Here is a 19,752-nt window from a genome sequence, read left to right on the forward strand (position 1 = left end):
TCGGAGTACTACCAGGCTATGGGGCCGAGGCGATCGCGGAAGGTCCCGGTCGGCCCGTCGGGGGCGAGCGTCGCGAGCTCGATGATCGGATCGCTGCCCTCGGTGACCGTCAGCTCGCCCATGTGTCTGCTCATGTCGGTCGCGGGGAACCTGCCGTTGGCGATCTCGCCGGGGATCGCGGCGTTGAACTTGAGGGCCGGCAGCGCCTGGGCGTAGCGGACGGTGATCATGTTCAGTGCCGCCTTCGACGAGGTGTAGGCGAGCTCGAACATCTTCGAGACGGGTTGCCCGGGGTCGGTCACGTACGCGATGGACCCACCAGGGCCGGTGACCATCACCACCCGCGGGTTGTCGGCCGCCTGCAACAGCGGTAGGAACGCGTGCGTGACCCGGACCGGCCCGTACACATTGGTGTCGTAGACGGCCTGGATGTCCTCGGCCGTCGCGTCGACCGGGTTGACGCCGCCGCCCGACGTGGCGGCGTTGTTGATCAGCACGTCCAGCTGGTCGGTGTCCTCCCGAACCAGCCGCACGGCCGAGGCCACCGATTCCTCCGAGGACACGTCCAAGGGGACCGCGACGACGTCGGCGCCGTCGACCGCCAGCTTCTGCGCGGCCACCCGTCCCCGGCCCTCGTCTCGTGAGCCGAGGAAGACCTTCCAGCCCAGCTCCCCGAACCTACGCGCGGTCTCGTGGCCCAGGCCTTTGTTCGCTCCGGTGATCAGTACTGAGGTCATGTTCTCTCCTGATGTCGTCGTACCTACGGCCGCTGCCGAGGGTGTGCGGGTCGTTCCCGGTGAAAGCTCCGGGCTGAGCGACTAGGCGAGCGTCTTCTCGAAGGAGGCATCCGGCGCGGTGGCGAGCCGACGCCTCCGCGTGGGCAGGCCGAAGGTCGGGTGCGGGATGCCCCACAGCGAGATCTTGAGGATGCCCGTCTTGATCCGCGCGGCCGTCCGGCCGCCCAGGTGCATCGGTCTTGCTTGCGCCATGTCGTCGACCGGCTGCAGGATCCCGTCCCGCCGTCCGAGGCTGATGTGGTTGCCCGGGTAGTCCAGCTTGCTCTTCGCGATCTTGCGGCCGGTCAGGCGTCCCACGATCGCGTCCGTGGCCTGCCGGCCGGTGGAGCCGGCCGATGCGCACGACATCGGCAGTGAGCGGCCGTTGTCGCCGATGACGTGGGCGCTGTCGCCGGCGGCGTAGACGTTCGGGTGTGAGACCGACCGCATGGTGTCGTCGACGACGATCCGACCGTCCTCGGTGACCTCCAGCCCGCTGGCGGCGGCGATGGGGCTGACCGTGAACCCGGCGGTCCACACGGTTGCGTCAGATGCCATGGCCGTGCCGTCGGTGCACAGCACCCTCGTCGCTTCGACGGCTTCGACGCTGGTGTGCTCCAGGACGGTGATGCCCAGCCGGTCGCAGGCCTGGCGCAGGTGCCTGCGCGCTCCGGCGGAGAGCCGGGCGCCCAGCTCTCCGCGGGCGATGAGCGCTACCGACAGGCCGGGCCGGGACTCGGCGAGCTCGGTGGCGGTCTCGATGCCGGTCAGCCCGTCACCGACGACCAGCACGCTCGCGCCTTCGCCCCGCCAGTCCAAGCTGTCCAGGCGCTCGCGCAGACGCAGGGCCGCGGGCCGGGTCGTGACGTGGAAGGCATGCTCGGCCACGCCAGGGACGCCGCAGTCGGCAACGTGGCTGCCGAGTGCGTAGACCAGCGTGTCGTAGCTGAGCTCGCCGTCGCCGTCGGCGTCGATGACGACGACCCGGCGCTCGAGGTCGACGGCGGTGACGCGGGCCAGGCGCAGCCGTATCCCTGTGCCCGCGAGGACGTCGGTGAGCTTGTACGCCTCGATCTGCTGGCCGGCCGCGAGCTGGTGCAGCCGCAGCCGCTCGACGAAGTCCGGCTCAGCGTTGACCACGGTGATCTCGGTGTCGGCCGGGGAGAGCCGGCGGGCCAGGTTCCCGGCCACGTAGGCCCCGGCGTAACCGGCGCCGAGGACGACGATGCGGTGCTTGTGTCTCATGGGTTACTCCTGTCGGTCGGGCTTGCTCGGGGTGAGTCGACTCGGCCCGGGATCACCGATCCTCTGGATCAGGGTTGCCGTGGGCCTCCGCCGAAAGGTCCTGCCAGTCGGCCCAGGTCTTGAGCCGGTCGGCGTAGACCTGCTGCAGCATCGGGTAGAAGCCCTGCCCGAAGAGCACCCGCAGGGGAGGGGTGTCGGAGTCGACGATCTTGAGGAGCGCCTGGGCCGCAGCGGCCGGGTCCCCGGCAGGTTGGTTGCCCGCGAAGGCGGCGACGCGCCGGCGAAGGCCGTCGTAGACCGGGTCGGGCTCGGACAGGTGGCCGTTGTTGAGCGGATCGGGGTTCTTGCCAGACCGGGTGGCGAAGCCGCCAGGCTCGACAACGGTCACCCTGATCCCGAAGTCGGCGATCTCGTGGGCGAGGGATTCGTTCAGGGCTTCCAGCGCCCACTTGGAGGCGCTGTAGGCGCCGCTGAGGGGCATCGCCATCAGCCCGGCCGCCGAGGACAGCTGGATGATGTGCCCCGAACGCTGCTCGCGCAGGTGGGGCAGCGCGGCCTGGATCACCCACAACGCGCCGAACAGGTTGGTCTCCAGCTGGTCACGCAGATCCTGCTCGGCGAGCTCCTCGACCGCGCCGACCTGGGCCCAGCCGGCGTTGTTCACGATGACGTCCAGGCGACCGAACTGCTTCTTGGCCCGCTTCACGCTCTTGAAGACGGCGCCCTTGTCGGTCACGTCCAGCTCCAGGGGAAACACCGCCTCGCCGTGGGCGGCGACCAACTCGTCGAGGCTTGCTGTGGTCCGGGCAGCCGCGGCTACCTGGTCACCGCGCGACAGAGCGGCCTCGACGAAGCTGCGGCCCAGGCCGCGGGACGAACCGGTGACGAACCAGACCTTGCTCATGGTGTCTCTTCCGTTTCTTCTGTGGTGGCATGTCGTTCGCACGACGTCCTGACGACCATGTGGCGTCGGAGCCCCGAGATCTGTGACAGTGCGGTCATGTGACGTGGCTCACCGATCACGGGTGTCACGCAGCGGGGACCGCCGGCGCCTTGTGCACGGAGCAGGAATGTTGCCGACGAACAGGCAGGAGCCAGGCATGAACGAGCGCAGGGACGTCACGACGGGCACCGAGCCGCCGGCCGGCGGCCAGATGGAACAGGCAACTGAAGCGTTCCTCGCCCACCGCAACCTGCTGTTCACCGTCGCCTACGAGATGCTCGGCTCCGCGGCCGACGCCGAGGACGCCCTGCAGGAGACCTGGCTGCGATGGGTCAAGGTCGATCTTGGCCAGGTACGCGACCACCGCGCCTACCTGGTCCGGATCGCCACCCGGCGTTCGCTGGACCGGCTGCGCACGATGAAGCGCCGCAAGGAGGCGTATGTCGGCCCCTGGCTGCCCGAGCCGCTGCTCACCGCGCCGGATGTGGCCGAGGACGTCGAGCTTGCCGAGAGCGTGTCGATGGCGCTCATGCTCGTCCTGGAGACGCTGTCGCCCACCGAGCGCGCCGTCTTCGTCCTGCGCGAGGTCTTCGACGTGGAATACGACGAGATCGCGGCCGCCGTCGGCAAGACCCCGGCGAATGTCCGCCAGATCGCGCACCGGGCTCGCACGCACGTCGACGCCCGCCGCCCGCGCCAGACGGTCTCCCCGACCCAGACCCGGGAGGCTCTGGAGTCGTTCCAGCGCGTGCTCGAGACCAGGGACCTGCAGGGCCTTCTCGATGTACTCGCCCCTGAGGTCGTTCTGATGAGCGACGGCGGCGGAGTCAAGCAGGCCGCGCCGCGGCCGATCACCGGCGCCGACAACGTAGCCCGCATGATCGTCAACGGCCTCGGCAAGGCCCAGGTCACGCTCAGCAGCGAGCTCACCATGGTCAACGGCAACCCGGCCCTCCTTCTCTACGTGGACGGCGAGATCGACGGCGTGATTGCGGTGCGTATCGAGGACGCCCGCATCACCGGCCTCTACTACGTCCGCAACCCGCAGAAGCTGACGCGCATCGCATCGGAGACTCCACTCACGCTGAATTGATCCGTCAGCAGCCGCCCTTGATCAAGGCACTGGACCGATGACTTCCGGGGGGCAGGGGCGTCTGAACCGGCATGAGTGAATTCCTCTCCGATGGTGTCGAACTGTTCGCGGCGAGCTGCGTGGCCGACTACGCGGCCGCGTATCCGTGGTGGGAGTCCTTTCTCGGGATGCCGCCGTCGTTCAAGGCGACGCCGACCGAGGCGGTGTGGGAGGTCGCACCGCACCGCTGGATCGTGCTCGAGGAGCGACCGGAGCGTGCGGGCAATGCGACGCACACCCTGTTCGTGGGCGACCTCGACGCCCGGGTCGCGGCGATCTCCGCCCGCGGCATCGAGCCGAGTGACCTCGAGACCTATGACGGGGTCCGCAAGGTGATCTACCGCGACCCCGAGGGCAACGAGATCGGGCTGGGCGGCAACCCGTCCTGACCGGGGGTGCTCAAGAGTCCTCTTCGGCCCAGTGATCTGGCCCAGAAGTCGCTGAATTCTTGGGCCAGATCGCTGGGCTGGAGGGGGCGCCGGCGTCCGTGCCGCGTCGTGTAGGACGCCACCCGGGACGACACAGCGGGTGAGGGAAGCCCCTGGTCCGGACGTCCGGACCAGACCCCTCCCTCACCCGCGGCGCTCTGATCAGGGCGTGAAGTCGAGGACCTCCTCGGCGACCGCAAGGACCGGCCAGACGTTGCCGTCGGCGTCGCGGAGCTCGTAGGCCGGGAGCAGCAGCACCGCGCCGTCCGGCATGTACTGCTGCGCCACACCGAGCCGGCCCGACGTGATCGTCACGTCGGTCACCGGCCAGGCGATCTGGGCGCCCGGGGTCGGAGTCGGGGGCACCGTCGGGTTCGGGGCGGGCATCATGTCGCTGCTGGCCGTGTCACCCTCCTGTGCGGCGCGGGCGTCCGCCGCCTGCGCGATCATGCCGCCCGAGGTGCCGAACCGCGGGTCACCCAGGCGCTCCACGGCCTCGGCCTCGCTCACCACCGGGTACTGGCCGAGCGAGATCGTCTCCGCGAGGAATCCGTACAGGTTCGCGATGCCGGACGCCGACACCGACGCGCTCCACGACAGCCCCGTGCGCTGCCCCTCGACCACCTGCGACGCCGTGACGTAGCGCCACGGGTCGTCCTCGTGCGACTCGCTCGCCTCCAGCTCGAAGCCCGCGGGGTCGACGCCGAGGCGGTCCATCACCTCCCGCAGTGCCGCGACGGCCTCGCCCGTGGCCGGGGCCGCGTCGGGCGTGACGGTCGGGCAGTCCGGGGCCGGGAGGATCTCCGAGCTGTCGGCGCCTCCCTCGTCCGTCGTGCCTTCCTCGTCCTTCGTACCTCCCTCGTCCGTCGTGCCCGGCTCGCCCTTGTCCGGGAGCGGGCAGGACCACGGGTCCTGCGCCGGGTCGTAGAAGTCGAAGCTCCCCGAGCCGTCCACGTAGACGTGGACCGTCGGGCCGCTGCCGTCGGCCGGGCCGACCACCCAGGAACCACCCTCCTGGCGCGGCTTCCCGGAGGCACCGAGCGCGTCGCCCACACGGCGCGCCGTCTCGGCCGACAGGACCCCGGCGGGGTCGAGGCCGAACGCCTCGGCCTCCGAGCCCGACGTCGACAGGCCCGTACCCGCGTGGAAAACCGTGCGGCCCGAGAAGCCGTACGGGTACGACGACATCTTGTCGGCACTCTCGGCCGCCATAACCCTGTCCGTCGCCGCCGTCGGTCCGGGCACCGGCCCGGCCGCCGAATCGGTGCCGAGCAGCGTTTCCGCCGCACCGGCCGGGGCTTCCAGCGTGATCGGCGCCTCGGCCGTGCTCTCGCCCACGCCGTCGGGGCCGCTGGCTCCCACGGCGCCCGCCAGGTACCCGCCGCTCCCGACGGCGACGAGGGCCACCGCGGCGGTCGCGGCGATCCATCCGGTCCGACGCCGGGCACGCCGCGCGGCGAGCTCGTCGGTGGGCACCGGCGTCCCGGCGTCGGTGCGGCTGGCTGCGCTCAGGCCGGCCTGCGCGCCGGGGTCGCCGTTCTCGTTCGTGCTCATCGTGGTCCTCCGTGCTGAACGTGAGGGCCGGGGCGGTCCCTCCACCTGTCATGTGTGCCGTGCGGGCCTGCTCTTGCGGTTCGACCCCGCGCGGTCCTGCTGTACAGCACCGTCCCGGCGAGCGGCTCGATCAGCGCCGGGCTGTGCTCGTGCTGTCGCGGACGGTCAGCGAGGTGGCCAGCTCGACATGGCGTGACGTCGGCGGCTTGCCGGTCGACATCGCGATGATGGCCTGGACCGCCATCCGTCCCATGCCGTCGAGGTCCTGGTGGATGGTGGTCAAGGGCGGTGTCGTCCAGGACGCCTGGGGCGTGTCGTCGAAGCCGGTGACGCTCAGGTCGTCGGGCACCCGGATCCCGAGCTCGTGCGCGGCTGCCAGCACACCGACGGCGAGCTCGTCGTCGGCTGCCATGATCGCGGTCGGTGGGTCCTGTGCCGACAGGAGGTCGTGCGCGTGCCTGGCGCCTGTGGCGACGTCGAACTCGTCGGCGCGGACCAGCTCGGGGTCGACCTCGATTCCTGCGGCGTCCAGCGCCGCGGTGAAGCCGTAGAAGCGGTCGCGTGCGGCCTCGGAGAGCTCTGGTCCACCGATCCAGCCGATGCGTCGGTGGCCGAGCGCGATGAGGTGGGCCGCGGCGGTGCGTGCACCGGTCCAGTTGGACGAGCTGACGCTGACCATGCCTCGGTGGTTGGTGTCGACAGGGTCGACCATGACGAACGGGATGCCGGCATCGGCCGCCGCCTCGATCAGCGCCCCCGGTCTGGCCAGCGTGAGCCCGACGATCCCCGTGACGCCGGCGGCGTGCTGCTCGGCGACCCACGCGCGGGCCACCGTCCGCTGTGTCCGTGCCGCGCGATCGGGGGCGAGCCGGGTGAGCAGGTCCAGCTGCCCGTCCGACGTCTCCGTCAGTACCCCTTGCAGGACGCCGAGGATGTAGGGAGACGCGGGGATGTCGTACACGACGGCGATGGCACGTCGGGTTGCCGTCGGTACGTGCGAGGTCGTCGGCCGGTAGTTGAGCGCGGCGACGGCGTCGAGCACGCGCTCGCGGGTCGCGCCTCCGACGTCGTCACGCCCGTTGAGCACCTTGGAGACGGTGGCCGTCGATACCCCGGTGGCAGCCGCGACATCCGCCAGGGTTGTCCGCCGGGTCGTTGAGCGATCAGCCATGTGCGCCTCTTCCGGTTCGAAATAATTTCGTGGCTATGCCCGCACGATACCTGACTATTCCCGACCGAGACCGGACCCTTGCACGGCCAGTGGGCCTCCTATAGTCTCAACGCGCAGCACAAGTTGCGAAACTATTTCGGCAGAGTGGCCGTTGTGTGTAGCTGTACACGTTTCGCCCGACTCGAGGAGGAGTTCGATGAAGTCACGGTTGAAGAGCATGAGGAGCCGTGGACGCGTCGGCGTCTCGGTCGCGCTCGTGGGGGTGCTCGCCCTCGGTCTCGCCGCATGCTCAGCGGACGGCGGTGGAACCTCGGGCCTCGACGGCGAGACGCTCGAGATGTACACGTGGATCGGCGGCGAGGCCGATGAGCAGCAGTGGAGCGACTACATCGCCGGGGGAGTGCACGCCGACCCGGAGATGAAGGTGAGCTTCTCCGGGCCGCCGATCGGCGACTACTACACCAAGTTGCCCACGGTGATGAGGAGCAGCAACGCGCCCTGCCTGGTCACGTTCCAGAACGGCCGGGTGAACCAGTACGTGGAGGGGCTGGAGCCGCTGGACGACCTGGCGAAGGAGAACAACCTCGACCTGTCGGCGTACAGCTCGGCGATGCTCGAGCAGCTCAGCGTCGACGGCAAGCTCTACTCCCTCCCGTTCAACGCCGGGCCCACCGTGATCCTCTACAACAAGAAGATGTTCAAGGACGCCGGTGTGGCCGAACCCACCAACAACTGGACGACCGACGACTTCATCGCGGCGGCGAAGGCGACCACGAAGGACGGCGTGTACGGCTTCGCGATTCCACAGGCGTCGAATCCCATCGCCACCCTCATGGCGGCCGATGGCCACCCCTGGGCGGACGAGAACGGTCCGCTGATCGACGACCCGAACTTCCACGACGCGCTGCAGCTGCTCGTCGACCTGTCCAACAAGTACGAGGTCGCGAAGCCGCTCGAGGCGGCCGCGGGCGGGACCTTCCCCGACATCGACGCATTCAACACCGGCCAGGCGGCGATGGAGATGCAGGGGCTGTGGGATCTGCAGCACGCGCAGGAGTCTCTCGGCAAGGACAACGTCGGCATCGCGGTCATTCCGAGCAAGAGCGGCGCCTCCAAGGGTTTCATCGGCGGATCGGGCTTCGCCATCACGAAGACCTGCGGCGACAAGCAGAAGGCATTCGAGGCCATCGAGGCAATGACGAGCAAGAGCGGACTCGAGTTCGTCACCACGTCGCAGGCCTCCGTGCCGGCGCGGCTCGACGCGCTGGACGCCTGGTCCGCCAATGCCGGATCGCCGGAGTTCGCCTCGGTCATCGAGCAGATGACCGGCGATGCGACGCCCTCGCCCGTGCCGCCCAACCAGGCCGAGCTCGACACGCTCCTGACGCAGTACGAGGTCGACGCCTTCTCCGGTAAGAGCACGGTCGACGAGGTGCTGCAGCAGGTGAAGGCTGGCCTCGCGCAATGACGTTCGTGCGTCTGGACCGTGCGAAGGAAGAGGTCGCCGCCGGGTCGGTCGGCCGGCTCCGCCGCCGGTCCCTCCAGGGTCCCCGCTGGGTGGGATGGGCCTTCGTCCTCCCCGGCCTCATCGGGCTCGTGGTGTTCATCGTCCTACCGCAGGTCGCCTCACTGATCCTCGGATTCTCGGACTCGACCCTCCTGGGAGGCACCCAGTTCACGGGCGCGCAGAACTACGTCCGGCTGCTGCGCGACCCGCAGTTCCTCAACAGCGTCATGGTGACGGCGGTCTTCGTGCTCGTGTACGTCCCGGCGAACATCGCGCTCTCGATGGCGATGGCGATGTGGCTGAAGACCCGTATCGCAGGCCGCAACTGGCTCCGTGTGATCTTCCTGATCCCGGCCTTGTCACCCTTGGTGGCGAACGCCGCGGTCTTCCGGTTGCTCTTCCAGCAGGACGGCGTCGTCAACCAGGCTCTGGCGGCGATCGGGCTGGGGCCGATCCCCTGGTTCAGCGACGGCAACTGGGCGCTGGCCGTCGTGATAGGCGTGTCGGTCTGGCAGTCGTTCGGCTACAACATGATCGTGCTCGGCGCGGGCCTCGACTCGATCAGTCCCGACGTCATCGCGGCATCACGGATCGACGGCGCCGGCCGGTACCGCCGTCTGGTCTCGATCACGCTGCCGCTGGTCAGCCCCGCCCTGTTCTTCACCACCGTGCTGACCGTGATAGGCGCCTGGCAGACCTTCGCCCAGGTCTACGTGATCACGGGCGGGGGCCCGGGCAACAGCACGATGACGATCATGCTGTACCTCTATCAGACCGCCTTCACGAACAACCAGCTCGGCTATGCGTCAGCCATCGCCACCGTGCTCTTCGTGATCATCGCAATCTTCACGCTGTTCCAGCTGTGGGGACAGAGGAGGTGGGTCCACTATGACTGAGCAAAGTCTGCGGAAGCCGGGACCGAGCTGGCGTCACCGGTGGCGCACCGTCGGGTTCGCCGCCAACACGACGGTCGCGTGGCTGTTCGCACTCGTGTTCTCGTTCCCGCTGATCTGGACCTTCTTCACCGCGCTGAAGCCGGCGAACGAGGTGTTCGCGGCGCAGATCAGCTTCATCGGCTCGAAAGTCCTCTGGTCCAACTTCTCGGATGCGTGGACCGAGGTCGACTTCGGGCGCCTGCTCCTGAACAGCCTGGTCGTAGCCGCGATCTCGACCGTGCTCACCCTGGTCGTCGCGACCCTCACGGCGTTCGCGTTCGCGCGACTGCGCTTCCCCGGCCGGAGCGCGATCTTCGTGCTGTTCGTCATCACATTGACGCTGCCGAGCGAGGTCGCCGTCGTGCCCCTGTTCCTCGGTTTCGACCAGGCCAGGCTCGTTGACACCTGGTTCGCGCTGATCATCCCTGGCCTCTTCGGGGCTTTCGGGGCGTTTCTGCTCCGGCAGTTCATGCTCCAGATCCCGGCGGAGCTGGAGGAGGCAGCCCGGCTCGACGGGGCGTCCACCTGGCGCATCCTCGTCAGCGTCATCGTTCCGCTGGTGCGACCGGCCCTGTCGGTGACGGCGATCTTCACCTTCCTGGGCAGCTGGAACAGCTTCCTGTGGCCGCTGATCATCCTCAACAGCTCCGAGAAGTGGACGATCCCCATCGGGATCGCCGGGTTCACGACCCAGACCGGAACGCAGTGGGAGCTGCTGATGGCGGCGTGCGTGATGACGATCGCTCCCGTCGTGATCGTGGTCGCCGTCGCCCAGAGACAGCTGGTGGCCGCGATCGGCGCGGGCGCCTTCGGCGGCCGTTGAGCCCTGAGAGACGGAGAGACGTGAACCTCGAACCCCTCGATCCATCGACCCTGTCGGCACCCGTCGATGTGTCGGACAACCGCCCCGCGCTCGCGACGGTGGATGCCGTCATCGCGGCCGGGCCGTACGACGCCACCTGGGAATCGCTGTCCCGCTATCGCGCTCCGCAGTGGTATCGCGACGCCAAGTTCGGCATCTTCCTGCACTGGGGAGCCTTCTCGGTGCCGGCGTTCGGCAACGAGTGGTACCCCCGCACGATGTACCGGCGCGGCACGCCCGCGTTCGAGCACCACGTGGCGACGTACGGACGGCACGACCGCTTCGGCTACAAGGACTTCCTCCCGCACTTCCGTATGGAGCGCTTCGACCCGCAGGAGTGGGTCGCGCTGTTCAAGCGCGCGGGCGCGCAGTTCGTGGTGCCGGTCGCGAGGTGGGACCGGAGCGCGACGTGCTGGGAGACCTCCTGGCGGCGGTCGACCAGGCCTGGCTGGTTGCCGGCGCGTCGACCCACCGGGCGGAGCACTGGTTCTTCATGAACGGGGGAGCGGAGCTCGACTCCGACGTCCGCGATCCCGCCTACGCCGACCTGTACGGTCCCGCGCTGCGCAAGGAGATGAACCCCACGGAGCGGTTCCTGGAGGACTGGCTGCTGCGCACTGTCGAGATCATCGACTCCTACCGGCCGCAGATCCTCTACTTCGACACCGGGATCGAGGAGCCGTCGTTCGAGCCCTACATCCGCAGACTCGCCGCGTACTACTACAACCGGGCGGCGGAGTGGGGGCGTGGAGTCGTCATCAACTACAAGTGGGACTCGTTCCGGCCGGGTTCCGCGGTGCTGGACATCGAGCGCGGCACGATGGGCGGCATCCGGCCTGACGTCTGGCAGAACGACACGTCGGTGTCGCGGACGTCGTGGAGCTGGGTGGAGGGGCACGACTACAAGGACGCCTCCGAGCTCGTCCAGGAGCTCGTCGACGTGGTCGCGAAGAACGGGAACCTGCTGCTGAACGTCGGTCCACGCCCCGACGGGACCATCCCCGAGGAGGAGGCCGCGTTGCTGGAGGCGGTCGGCGACTGGCTGGCCGTGCACGGCGAGGCGATCTACGGTTCCAGCCCGTGGTGCGCAGGGGCCGGTAGGCCGCTCAGCCGCCGAGTCGGGCGGCGAGCCCTGCCAGGACGATGTCGAGGTGTCGTTCGAACCGCTGGTCGCCGTCATCCTGGAGGTGCCCGGCCTCCTTGACCAGTGACGCGCCCTCGCCCAGCCAGGCGTCGCGCTGAGCGGCGGAGTAGCGCGTCGGATCGGTCTCGGCGGCCTGGCGTCGTTCCTGCTCCTCGATGACGAAGCCGACGACGAAGGCAGTGACCACGTCGACGGCGTCGTCGGCATCGGCTGGCTTCCAGCCCGATGCGGTCCAGCGTTCGAACAGCGGCTCCTTCATGCGGACCACGTCCGGCTCCGTGATCCGGGTGCCGCTGAAGACGCGGGCCCCGTCGCGATGGCGCAGGTACTCCGCACGCAGGACGCGGGCGTAGGCGGTGAGGTCGTCGTGCCAGCCGGCGCCGGGCTGGACCGCGGCGAAGGCGGCGGTCACGCGACGCATGACCTCGGTGGCCATCTCGTCGAGCAGCTCCTGCTTGTTGCGCACGTGCCAGTAGAGGGCAGGAGCGCGGACGTCCAGCCGGGAGGCGAGTGCTCGGACGGTGAGGCCGTCGATGCCCTGGTCGTCGAGGAGCTCCAGCGCTGCCGTCACGATCAGTTCCCGGGTGATGCCCTTGGTCATGGTGTCCACCTTAACGGTGTTCAGAGATGCATGTGCGGAGCCCTGTGCCGGCGTCGCTGTCACCGTGCCGGCAGGGACGGGACTGGGTCCGCAGAGGCGGCGAACCGGGCTGTCATGCGGCGGTGGACGATCTTGCGGATCGCTTCCAGGACGACCGAACGCAGCACGTCGACCGCACGGTTGGACGGGACGAACCGCTGTTGCTTTATCCGTGCGGACCGCTGCTGCCTGGTGATGTAGGGACGCAGTCCCTTCTCCCAGGAGCTCAGTGCGGCGGCGAGGTCGTCAGGGTTCTCCCGCAGCGCCACGCCCAGTGCGGCGCCGCCGCGCAGGGAGGACGAGGAGCCCATGGCCGAGTAGGTGTTCATGCACCAGGCGGCGTCCCCCATCAGCACGACGCGCCCGGCGCTCCAGCGGGGCATCTTCACCTGGTGTATCGAGTCGAACACGTGCTCAGGGGCCTGTTCCAGGGAGTCCAGGACGTGGCGCACCACGGGCTCGTCCTCCATCCCGGCGAAGACCGCGCGCACCTGCTCGATCGACGGCCCGGCGAACCGGTCCGGGATGTCCTCGGTGCGGTAGGTCAGCCAGGCGCAGGGCGCGTGGTCGTCGAGGCCGAACACCCACATCGCACGCCGGGGGCGCGCGACGATGATGCTGTCGCTCTCCTGGTACGACGGCACCTGCTCCTTGAGCTGGAAGGCGCAGATCATCGACTTCCAGTTCACCATGTAGTCCTCGTCCGGGCCGAACATCATCCGGCGCATGGTCGAGCGCATCCCGTCCGCGCCGACCACGAGGTCGAAGTCCTCGCGGTACTGCTTCCTGGTGCCGGCGTCCTCGAGCAGGACCCGCACCTCATCGGCGCCCTCGGTGATCTCGACCGGGGTGGTCGCGAACCGAACCTCGACGGAGTCCTCGATCTCGTCGCCGCTGATGCTCTGCCACAGCGCGGCCTCGATGTCGCTGCGCAGCACCGCTCCCGCTGGGTGCGTCCAGCAGTCCCAGAGCGGGCTTCCGCCGGCCCCGACGGTCCACGGACCACGAGTTCCCGCCCGGCCGCCCGACGATCACCGGCGTCCATCCCGCACGTCGCAGCCCGATCGCCGCGGACATCCCCGCGATCCCGAGCCCCACCACAAGCGCTCTCTTCCGCATGGCTCTCTCCTGTCCGGTCACGCTCAGCTGGAACATGTCTGTCGGAGCGACGGCTCAGTCCGGGACGACGACGGCGCGGCTCCGGCCGTTGTGCGCCCACGCCTCGCCGACCCGGCTCAGCGGGAAGGCGGTGTAGGGCAGCTGCAGGGAACCGTCCGCGAAGCGGGCCATGACCTCGGGCGCCTCGGCGAGCATCTCCTCGGCGGACCGCGAACCGACGCCGCTCCCGGTGATCCGGATCCTCCGGCTGCGCAGCAGGTCCGCGGGCAGTGACGCCTCCAGGCCGGCGAGCGACCCGATCTGCACGTATGCCGTGTCTGCCTCGGTGCCCTCGCCGCTGCGTCCCAGCACGGCGAACGTGGCCTCGGCGACGGGCCCCCAGACGTAGTCCAGCACGAGGTCGGGTGACGTCCCGGACATGGCATCGGCCAGGGCCTTCGTCAGGTCGTCGGAGTGGGCCAGCGAGACGGTGGTCGCTCCTACGGCGCGCAGCCGCTCCAGCGCCTCCGGGTCGCGTCCGGCGGCGATGACCCGCTCCGCCCCGAGTGCCAGTGCCCCCTGGGTGGCGAGGCTGCCCGAGCTTCCCGTGGCGCCCAGCACCAGCACGGTGCCCAGCGCCCCCACCTCCTTGCGCCGCGCGGTGAGGACCATCCAGCCCGACAGGCCGGGGTTCATGCCCGCGGCGATCGCGAGCGGATCTGCCCCCTCCGGGACCTCCACCTGGAACGGAGCGACCAGCCGCTCGGCCATGGTTCCGAAGGGCGGCCGCGCGTAGCCGGTGTAGACCAGGCGCCCGTCGCTGGTGCGCGCGACCGCGTCGATGCCGGGCACCAGCGGATAGGTCATCTGCCCGCGGCCGTAGTGCTGTCCGGTGGTCAGGCCGCGAACGATGTTGTGCAGGCCGGCTCCGACAAGGTGCAGCGGCTCCTGGCCGGGCGGGGCGAGCGGCTCGGGGAGCTCACCGCAGGTGGGTGACGCATCGGGGGCGGTGACGACTGCAGCGCGCATCGGGATCTCCTTAACTAAGTTCATTGATGCGGCCCAGTCTTCTCGAACGTTGTTAAGTTGTCAACCCTGGCCGGGTCGTGGAGTCATCGGCCCGCCCCTCGGGTCAGCGCCGTCCTCACGGTCGTCTCAGGTTCGCTCGGTAAGAAGTGAGGCATGATCTCTGTGCTCGTGGCGGACGCCCAGCCGCTGCAGCGCTTCGGCTTCCGGGCGCTGCTGGAGAGCAGCCCCGACACCAAGCTCGTCGGCGAGGCCGAGAACGGCGCCGAGGCCGTCCGGTGGACCACCGAGCTGCATCCCGACGTGGTGCTGATGGACGTCCGCATACCGGGCGTCGACGGGATCGAGGCCACCCGGCGCATCGTCGCAGCGGGTGGGCGCTCGCGGATCCTGGTGCTGACGACGTTCGACGTGGACCGGTACGCGCTCGCCGCGCTGCGGGCCGGGGCGAAAGGTTTCCTGCTGCGGGACACCCGCCCGGAGGAGCTGCTCGCCGGCATCCGGGCCGTCGCCGCGGGGGACGCGGTGATCGCGCCGGCACTGACCCGGCGGCTGCTCGACGAGTTCGCCGACCAGCTCGGCGACGACCTCGGCGTGCCCGCGCGGGAGGATCCCCGGCTGAAGTTCCTGACCGGCCGCGAGCGCGAGATCCTCGTCGCCATCGGCCAGGGCCTCACCAACGGCGAGATCGCGCGCCGGTTCACGCTGTCGGAGTCGACGGTGAAGACCCACGTCGGTCGGGTCCTCGCCAAGATCGGCGCACGGGACCGGGTCCAGGCCGTCATCCTCGCCTACGACCTGAGGCTCACCCGGCCGGTCTAGCGCTTCGGCTCGCGCGTCCGTCCGGGGGCGTGACCGTGGTTCCCGGCCGCACCGCTCCGGGCGGATCGGTGCGGCCGGGCTGGGTCCGGCTATGCGGTGGTGACCTGCCCGTCGATGACGTGCACCGGCACCTTGACCAGGGGTTTCGTCGCCGGCCCTGCGGTGACCTGGCCGTTGCCGTCGAAGGCGGAGCCGTGACACGGGCAGCTGAAGCCGGAGTCCGCGGGCGTGACGGGGCAGCCTTGGTGCGTGCAGGCGGCCAGGTATGCCAGGAACGTGTCGGTCGAGGGCCGCAACAGGTAGGCGGCGGACCCGTCCGGTGTGGTGAAGCTCGTGGACGAACCGACGGCGACGGCAGCGACCTCAGCGATCACTGTCGGGGAGCTCGTTCCTGAGGCAGTTGGCCGGCCGGGTCTCGGGTCGGTGGTGGTGCGCCGGGTCAGGGCGACGACGGCGGCGCCGAGGGTAGCGGTCGCGGCGGCGATCAGGCCGCCCCGGAGCACGGTGCGTCGTTCGGCACCGGTCCCTTGCTCGGGGGCGGGGTTCGGCCGGCGACTGCGTATCGCGCCGCGCAGGAGGGTCGTCGTGGAGAACAGGCCCGCGTCGCCGGCGATCAGCAGCGGGGTCCAGGCGGCCGCGAAGACGATGTCGGCGCCGACGTAGTACGGGTGGGTCGTCCAGCTGACGGTGAGGAAGAAGCTCAGTGCGAGGAGATACCCGCCGAGTGCGGCGATCCGGGTGAACAGCCCGAGCAGGGTACCCAGCCCGACGGCGACCTCGCCGAGGGCGATGGCAAGGCCGGTGACGGTTGGTTGCTCGGCCGCGAACGACACCAGCGGGCCGATCGGCGAGGTCGCCGCGGCGTGCAGCATCTGAGCCTGCACCCCGAGGGGTGAGGCGTGGTCCAGGTAGTTGGCGTCGAGAAGCTTGGAGAGGCCCGCGTAGAGGAACGTGCCGCCGAGGAAGACGCGGAGCGGCAGGAGCGCCCAGACCGGTATCCGTGGTGGCGCATCAGCCGGGATCCCGGTCATGACGTGCGGGGGGAGACCGTCATGATGCCGATGCACATCTCGTCGCCGGTGCCGTCGCCCCACACCACGTAGCGCGGCGGCAGCTTGCTCAGCTGCGGCATCTGCTTGCGCAGGCCCGCGTCGTGCGTGCACGTCACCCGCAGCGTGTCCCCGGGATCGACCTCCACCGGCGACGGCAGCTTCTCCATCCGCTGGTTGTCGAAGTCGAACTGCGGCACGTCCAGCAGGATCTGGGCCTTCGGCGTGCCCGGGTTGAGCTCGACCCTGATCGACCGCCCGAGCATGTGCATGTGGCCGAAACCGGCGAACACCGTCACCGGCTCCTCCACCTCGTGGTCGCAGGTCTGGGTGTCACCGGGCTTCGGCACGCCGCCCTCGTTGCACTCCTCCACCTGCTCGTCCGCGAACTCGCCGACCTCTGACCCGAAGCGCTTCGTCACGTCGGCGATCGAGGCCGCCCGGTCACAGAGCGGACCCGACTCGTCGGCGGTGCAGGGCAGGTCGGTGGGCGCGCCGAGCGACCACGTCTCGAGCTCCCGGGTCCGCGGTGTGCCGTCCGTCAGCCGCAGCCGCACCGCCGAGCGGTCCGACCCGGCCGCCTTGCCGTCGGTCGCGAGCAGGTTGTAGTGCATCTGGAAGACGATCAGGCTGCCCGGCTCCAGCGTGAAGCCTGCGTCCTGGTCGAGCAGCGTCTCCGCCGCGCCCGGCGCCCAGGTGTCGACCCACGCCGCGCCCGGGTCGGTGCTCTCCTCGTCGTCGTCCTCCACGTCGGCGCCCTCCACGCCGGTCCCGCCGAAACACTGCCACCCGGGGCCGGGAGTCTTCGCGTCGTGCTCGCGCACCGCCGCGGCGTCGCCCGGCTGCACCGCGTACACGATGCCGTGGTGCGCGATGGCGACGTTCTCCGGCATGACCTGCGTCCCGGTCAGGAAGGCCTTCTCGGTCAGGCCCGGGTCGAGCACCTGGCACCGGTACTCGTCCACGGCGCCCTCGGGCGGCGCGGGCGTGTAGGCCTCGGTCATCGTCAGGTCGACGAACCGCTCGCCGTCGCGCAGCGGCTGCGGTGGAGCCGACGACGCGCCCGCGTGCGCGCCGTGCGAGCCGGCTGCGGTGGGCGTCGCACCGTCGTCGGCGGCGTTGTCTGTGGGCGGCCCGCAGGCCGCGACAGCCAGCACCGTCGCCAGCGCGATGGCGGCCGCTCCGAATTTCCGCAGTGGACTCTCAGGTTTTGTCATGGCCTGAACGCTAGGCAGGATCATGTCCTGTTTCGTCGTACCGCGGTCGTCACTTCTGGGAGACGGGTGGTACCACGGTACGTCTCGCCGGAGCGTCGTCCGGGGCTGGTGAACCCGCAGCCGGAAGCTCCACCCGAAGCAGCGCGCCACCGCGCGCGGACCGGGCGACGGTGACCCGGCCGCCGTGGGCGTCGACGACCCGCTGCACGATCGACAGCCCCAGACCCGACCCCGGCAACGCCCGGGCGCTGTCGGCACGGTAGAACCGGTCGAACACCCGCGGCACGTCGTCGGCGTCGATGCCCGGCCCGGCGTCGTCGACCTCGAGTACCGCCGACGCGCCCTCGGCGCGGAGCCGGACCTGGACCGGCTGGTCCGGGGGAGACCACTTGCCGGCGTTGTCGATGAGGTTGAGCACCGCCCGTTGGAGGCCGGCGGGACGCCCGCTCACCCACACGGAGGTCACGTCGAGCGCTACCTCGATGTCGGGCACCCGGGAACGCGCCCGGGTCGCGGCGGCCCCCACGACGTCGGCGAGGTCGAGCACCTCGGTGCTCTCGTCGCTGACGTCACCGCGCGCCAGGTCGGTCAGCTCGGCTGCAAGGGTGCTCAGCTCGGCCACCTGGGCGCCGAGATCGTCGAGCAGCCGGGTCCGGCTTGCCGCCGGCAGTGCGCTGTCCAGGGTGCCGCGGCGATCGAGCCGGATCAGGAGCTCGACGTTGAGGCGCAGGCTGGTGAGCGGGGTCCTGAGCTCGTGGGCGGCGTCCTCGGCGAGCAGCCGCTGGGCCTGGCGGGAGTCCCGGAGCGCGGCGAGCATGTCGTTGATCGACTGGATCAGCCGCCGGATCTCCCCACCGCCCTCGTCCGGGATGTCGGCGTCGAGATCCCGGGTGTGCGCGACCCGGACCGCTGCGGCGGTCAGCCGGTCGATCGGTGCCAGCCCGGTCCGCGCCACGGCCCGCCCGACGAGGGCGCCGCCGACCACGCAGAGCAGCCCGATCAGCAGCATGCCCAGCCCGAACTGGTTGACCGGGCCGTCGTCGGCGGCGCGGGCCACCTGGACCGCGCCGCCGCCCGCCCGCAGCGTGTAGACGAGGTAGCCGCCGTCGTCGATGTCGCCCGACTCCATCAGGTCGGTCGACGCGCCCCGAGCCACCCGCCCGGCGTGGTCGCTGACCGGGGGCAGCGCGGGCTGGCCGTCCGGCGTCCGGGTCGAGCCGTCGGGCAGGACGACCCGCACCAGCCGGCCGGATCCGGGATACGGCGGTAGCCGGACCTGCGCCAGTCCGGCGCGTTCCGCGTCCGTCGCCAGGACGCGGGAGTCGGCGCGCAGCTGGTCCTCCGCGGCGTCCTGCAGCTCCGATTCGAGCAGCTGGCTGGCTACCTGGAAGGCCAGGAACACGCAGACCGCGATGGCCGTCGCCGCGATCACCGTCAGCCTGGTCCGCAGGGACCGCAGGCGCCACCAACGGGTCAGCCGGCGCGAGCCCCGGCCGGCGGTCCTGCTCACGGAGGAGTCTCCCGCAGCGTGTACCCCAAGCCGCGCAGCGTGTAGATCAACCGCGGCTCGCCCTCGGCCTCGAGCTTGCGGCGCAGATAGCTCACGTACACCTGGAGGTTGTTGGCGGTGACGCTCATGTCGAATCCCCAGATCGCCTCGAACAGCGCGTCCCGGGTCAGCACCCTGGTCGCGTTGCGCACGAGGACCTGGAGCAGGGAGAACTCGGTGCGGGTCAGGCGGAGCGGCCGCTCGCCTCGCCACGCCTCGAACCTGTCGGGATCGACCCGGACGTCGGCGAAGACGAGGATCTGCGACTCGTCGCCGCCCGGCGCGCGGCGGCGCAGCAGGGCCCGCACCCGCGCCAGCAGCTCCTCGGTGGCGAACGGCTTGGGCAGGTAGTCGTCGGCGCCCGCGTCCAGCCCCGCGACCCGGTCGAAGACCTGGTCCCGGGCGGTCAGCATCAGCACCGGCAGATCCTGGCCCGCCGCCCGCAACCGCCGGCACGTCTCCAACCCGCCGAGGCGGGGCATCATCACGTCGAGGATCAGCAGGTCCGGCGCGTCGCCACGGACCCCGTCGAGCACGGCGAGTCCGTTGGCGACGGTATTGGTGTCGTAACCCTCGACCTGGAGCACCCGCTCCAGCGACTCGCGGATGGCCGCCTCGTCGTCCGCGATCATGATCCGCACGCCGGCCGCCTCT

The 19,752-nt window shown here is 70.2% G+C and carries 18 protein-coding genes and 1 pseudogene; 7 read left to right on the forward strand and 12 right to left on the reverse strand.

The window, feature by feature from the left end:
* Positions 1-8 precede the first annotated feature (8 nt).
* From ACFO6V_RS00220 to ACFO6V_RS00230, 3 genes are all read right to left on the reverse strand, one after another.
* Positions 9-737, reverse strand: a complete 729-nt coding sequence (locus tag ACFO6V_RS00220; protein WP_377130933.1) for an SDR family NAD(P)-dependent oxidoreductase — start codon at positions 735-737, stop codon at positions 9-11.
* 81 nt (positions 738-818) lie between these two features.
* Positions 819-2,021, reverse strand: a complete 1,203-nt coding sequence (locus ACFO6V_RS00225; protein WP_377130935.1) for an NAD(P)/FAD-dependent oxidoreductase — start codon at positions 2,019-2,021, stop codon at positions 819-821.
* Between the two features lie 52 nt (positions 2,022-2,073).
* Positions 2,074-2,925, reverse strand: a complete 852-nt coding sequence (locus tag ACFO6V_RS00230; RefSeq protein WP_377130937.1) for an SDR family NAD(P)-dependent oxidoreductase — start codon at positions 2,923-2,925, stop codon at positions 2,074-2,076.
* Between the two features lie 196 nt (positions 2,926-3,121).
* On the opposite strand from ACFO6V_RS00230, the gene ACFO6V_RS00235 reads away from it, so the two are divergent.
* Entirely contained in the window at positions 3,122-4,057 is a 936-nt protein-coding gene (locus ACFO6V_RS00235) for an RNA polymerase sigma-70 factor (RefSeq protein WP_377130939.1), read from the forward strand.
* Positions 4,058-4,128: 71 nt separating this feature from the next.
* Complete coding sequence (locus ACFO6V_RS00240) at positions 4,129-4,485, forward strand: VOC family protein (RefSeq protein WP_377130941.1); 357 nt, start codon at positions 4,129-4,131, stop codon at positions 4,483-4,485.
* Between the two features lie 201 nt (positions 4,486-4,686).
* On the opposite strand, the gene ACFO6V_RS00245 is transcribed toward ACFO6V_RS00240, so the two are convergent.
* Positions 4,687-6,078: a hypothetical protein gene (locus ACFO6V_RS00245; protein ID WP_377130943.1), complete on the reverse strand. Its 1,392-nt coding sequence runs from the start codon at positions 6,076-6,078 to the stop codon at positions 4,687-4,689.
* A 130-nt stretch (positions 6,079-6,208) separates the two neighbouring features.
* Positions 6,209-7,249 carry a LacI family DNA-binding transcriptional regulator gene (locus ACFO6V_RS00250; protein WP_377130945.1) on the reverse strand — a complete coding sequence of 347 codons (1,041 nt, stop codon included), beginning with the start codon at positions 7,247-7,249 and terminating at the stop codon, positions 6,209-6,211.
* 196 nt (positions 7,250-7,445) lie between these two features.
* On the opposite strand from ACFO6V_RS00250, the gene ACFO6V_RS00255 reads away from it, so the two are divergent.
* The 4 genes and pseudogenes from ACFO6V_RS00255 to ACFO6V_RS00270 all read left to right on the forward strand — a co-directional run bounded on the left by ACFO6V_RS00255 (position 7,446) and on the right by ACFO6V_RS00270 (position 11,757).
* Entirely contained in the window at positions 7,446-8,717 is a 1,272-nt protein-coding gene (locus ACFO6V_RS00255; protein WP_377130947.1) for an ABC transporter substrate-binding protein, read from the forward strand.
* Positions 8,714-9,652 carry a carbohydrate ABC transporter permease gene (locus tag ACFO6V_RS00260; RefSeq protein ID WP_377130949.1) on the forward strand — a complete coding sequence of 313 codons (939 nt, stop codon included), beginning with the start codon at positions 8,714-8,716 and terminating at the stop codon, positions 9,650-9,652. The genes ACFO6V_RS00255 and ACFO6V_RS00260 overlap by 4 nt, the downstream gene beginning before the upstream one ends.
* Positions 9,645-10,514, forward strand: coding sequence for a carbohydrate ABC transporter permease (locus ACFO6V_RS00265; RefSeq protein ID WP_377130952.1), 870 nt, complete (start codon positions 9,645-9,647; stop codon positions 10,512-10,514). Before ACFO6V_RS00260 ends, ACFO6V_RS00265 begins: the two co-directional genes overlap by 8 nt.
* Before the next feature lie 98 nt (positions 10,515-10,612).
* A pseudogene (locus ACFO6V_RS00270) lies at positions 10,613-11,757 on the forward strand (alpha-L-fucosidase).
* On the opposite strand, the gene ACFO6V_RS00275 reads toward ACFO6V_RS00270, so the two are convergent.
* The 3 genes from ACFO6V_RS00275 to ACFO6V_RS00285 form a co-directional block, all read right to left on the reverse strand.
* Positions 11,660-12,298 (reverse strand): TetR/AcrR family transcriptional regulator C-terminal domain-containing protein, encoded by a 639-nt coding sequence (locus ACFO6V_RS00275; protein ID WP_377130954.1) that lies wholly within the window; start codon positions 12,296-12,298, stop codon positions 11,660-11,662. The pseudogene ACFO6V_RS00270 and the gene ACFO6V_RS00275 sit on opposite strands and share 98 nt — an antisense overlap.
* A gap of 59 nt (positions 12,299-12,357) precedes the next feature.
* Positions 12,358-13,275 (reverse strand): FAD-dependent monooxygenase, encoded by a 918-nt coding sequence (locus ACFO6V_RS00280; RefSeq protein WP_377130957.1) that lies wholly within the window; start codon positions 13,273-13,275, stop codon positions 12,358-12,360.
* Between the two features lie 235 nt (positions 13,276-13,510).
* Positions 13,511-14,464 carry a zinc-binding dehydrogenase gene (locus ACFO6V_RS00285; RefSeq protein ID WP_377130960.1) on the reverse strand — a complete coding sequence of 318 codons (954 nt, stop codon included), beginning with the start codon at positions 14,462-14,464 and terminating at the stop codon, positions 13,511-13,513.
* Between the two features lie 153 nt (positions 14,465-14,617).
* Here ACFO6V_RS00285 and ACFO6V_RS00290 point away from each other — a divergent pair, with 153 nt between their 5' ends.
* Entirely contained in the window at positions 14,618-15,283 is a 666-nt protein-coding gene (locus tag ACFO6V_RS00290; RefSeq protein WP_377130962.1) for a response regulator, read from the forward strand.
* An 89-nt stretch (positions 15,284-15,372) separates the two neighbouring features.
* On the opposite strand, the gene ACFO6V_RS00295 is transcribed toward ACFO6V_RS00290, so the two are convergent.
* The 4 genes from ACFO6V_RS00295 to ACFO6V_RS00310 are packed head-to-tail and all read right to left on the reverse strand — an operon-like array spanning position 15,373 to position 19,730.
* Entirely contained in the window at positions 15,373-16,314 is a 942-nt protein-coding gene (locus ACFO6V_RS00295) for a Rieske 2Fe-2S domain-containing protein (RefSeq protein WP_377130964.1), read from the reverse strand.
* Positions 16,311-17,549 (reverse strand): monooxygenase, encoded by a 1,239-nt coding sequence (locus ACFO6V_RS00300; RefSeq protein ID WP_377130966.1) that lies wholly within the window; start codon positions 17,547-17,549, stop codon positions 16,311-16,313. Before ACFO6V_RS00300 ends, ACFO6V_RS00295 begins: the two co-directional genes overlap by 4 nt.
* Positions 17,550-17,598: 49 nt before the next feature.
* Positions 17,599-19,059, reverse strand: a complete 1,461-nt coding sequence (locus tag ACFO6V_RS00305; RefSeq protein WP_377130968.1) for a HAMP domain-containing sensor histidine kinase — start codon at positions 19,057-19,059, stop codon at positions 17,599-17,601.
* A complete protein-coding gene (locus ACFO6V_RS00310) occupies positions 19,056-19,730 on the reverse strand; it encodes a response regulator transcription factor (protein ID WP_377132111.1) in 675 nt (224 codons plus the stop codon). The genes ACFO6V_RS00305 and ACFO6V_RS00310 overlap by 4 nt, the downstream gene beginning before the upstream one ends.
* Positions 19,731-19,752 lie beyond the last annotated feature (22 nt).

The organism is Promicromonospora alba (genome assembly GCF_042654905.1).
In the GTDB taxonomy this organism is placed as follows: Bacteria; Actinomycetota; Actinomycetes; order Actinomycetales; family Cellulomonadaceae; genus Promicromonospora; species Promicromonospora alba.